This is a genomic window from Clostridium sp. CAG:221 (genome assembly GCA_000435835.1).
In the GTDB taxonomy this organism is placed as follows: domain Bacteria; phylum Bacillota; class Clostridia; order Clostridiales; family Clostridiaceae; genus Clostridium.
Window position 1 is genome coordinate 1 of record FR883371.1, and the last position, 1,984, is coordinate 1,984.

2 protein-coding genes are annotated in these 1,984 nt (G+C 30.4%); both read left to right on the top strand.

The genetic code is table 11. The annotated features are described in order from the left end of the window. Nucleotides 1-127 (top strand): 30S ribosomal protein S9 (gene rpsI / locus Q5O44_RS02885; RefSeq protein WP_302637221.1); only part of this gene is annotated, 127 nt, incomplete at its 5' end. Nucleotides 128-308: 181 nt separating this feature from the next. Further along, the gene (locus Q5O44_RS02890) at nucleotides 309-1,922 is read left to right on the top strand and encodes a Na/Pi cotransporter family protein (RefSeq protein WP_022166888.1); all 1,614 of its coding nucleotides are present in this window, start codon (nucleotides 309-311) and stop codon (nucleotides 1,920-1,922) included. The last annotated feature ends 62 nt before the right edge of the window (nucleotides 1,923-1,984 follow it).

The window sequence follows — 1,984 nt, forward strand, 5'->3', positions numbered from 1 at the left end:
ATCAGATGAAAATCTTAAATCAGAATTAAAGAAAGCTGGATTCGTAACAAGAGACCCAAGAATGAAAGAAAGAAAGAAATACGGTCTTAAGAAAGCAAGAAGAGCTCCACAATTCTCTAAGAGATAGTATTATTCTTTTTGCAACAAAAGAGAGGTTCAGCCTCTCTTTTTTTATTACTAAAAATATGAAATATTAAATTCATGTTAAAAAGACAATAAATTTATTAACAAACATTAAAAAATATAGTAAACTAGCTTTGGGAAAATAATCGTTTATTAGAGAAATAAAAAGTAGAGGAGAGTCTAACTTGGATACAATAATGGTTATAATTAGTTTATTAGGTGGTCTTGGATTATTCATATATGGTATGAAAATCATGGGAGATGGGCTTGAAAACGCAGCAGGAGAAGGATTAAAAAATATACTAGAGAAAGTTACTAAGAATCCTATAATCGCTGTAGTTGTTGGTGCCATAGTTACTGCAGTAATTCAAAGTAGTAGTGCAACAACGGTTATGGTAGTCGGATTTGTTAATGCTGGCTTAATGAACTTAGCACAAGCAGCTGGAATTATTATGGGGGCCAATATTGGTACAACCATTACAGCTCAATTAGTAGCTTTTAAACTTACAGATATAGCACCTTTATTCGTTTTCGTTGGTGCAATGATTGTAATGTTTGCAAAGATGCAAAAGAAAAAAGAAATTGGGAATATTATTTTAGGGTTTGGTATTTTATTCATCGGTATGGGAATGATGAGTGAAGCTATGGAACCTTTAAGAGAATCAGCAATGTTCCAACAAATATTATTAACTATTGCAGATAAATGGTACTTAGGAGTTATTGCCGGAGCATTAGTTACTGCTGTATTACAAAGTTCATCAGCAACAACTGGTATATTAGTTGCTTTAGCAAATGCAGGAGCAATTTCAATTGCTGGAGCATTACCAATAGTTCTTGGATGTAATATAGGTACATGTATAACAGCAATGTTATCAACAGTAGGAACAAATAAAACAGCCCATAGAGCAGCAATGATGCATTTAATATTTAATGTTACAGGTACATTAATATTCTTACCATTACTAGCAACAGGATGGCTTGCAGAAATAGTTTCAAGTATGTCATCAGTAGTAAGTAAACAAATAGCTAATGCACATACAATATTTAATATTACTAACACGCTGATTATGCTTCCGTTAATACCTATATTAATTAAGTTAGTTACTTGGATAATACCAGGTGAAGATGAAGATGAAAAGCAAGGTCCTAAATATATTGATGATAGATTACTAGAAACTCCAGTAATAGCAGCTGGACAAGTAATAAAAGAAACTATCAGAATGGCTACAAAAGCTAAAAAAGGTTTAGTTTTATCAATAGATGCCTTTAAGACAAACGATGAATCATTAGTTCAAAAGGTTTATGAAAATGAAAAGATTATAAATATATTAGAAGAATCAATAACTACATATTTAGTTAAACTTTCTAAATGTGAATTATCAGATAAAGAAAAGAATATAGTAGCTGCTACATTCCATATAGTAAATGACATTGAAAGAATAGGAGATCATGCTGAAAACTTAGCTGATTTAACATTACAAAAAATAAATAAATCATTAGAGTATTCTAAAGATGCAATAGAAGAATTAGAAAGCATTTATTCATCAACTTTAGAAGCTTTAGATATAGCAATTGAAAGTTATGAAAGCAGAGATGTTAGTAAAGCAAGAAGTATAGTTGAAGTTGAAGCTCAAATTGATAAGAAGCAAAAAAGATTTAGAGATCTTCATATTAAGAGATTATATGACGGAAGATGTAATGCATATACAGGAGCTATATTCTTAGACATATTAAGCAATTTAGAAAGAATTGGAGATCATTCAACTAATATAGCAGAGAGTGTTATTGAAAACAACTAATCATAGAGACTAGAGGAGAAAATCCTCTAGTCTTTTTTAACGCTTAGGAAAGTATAAAATTT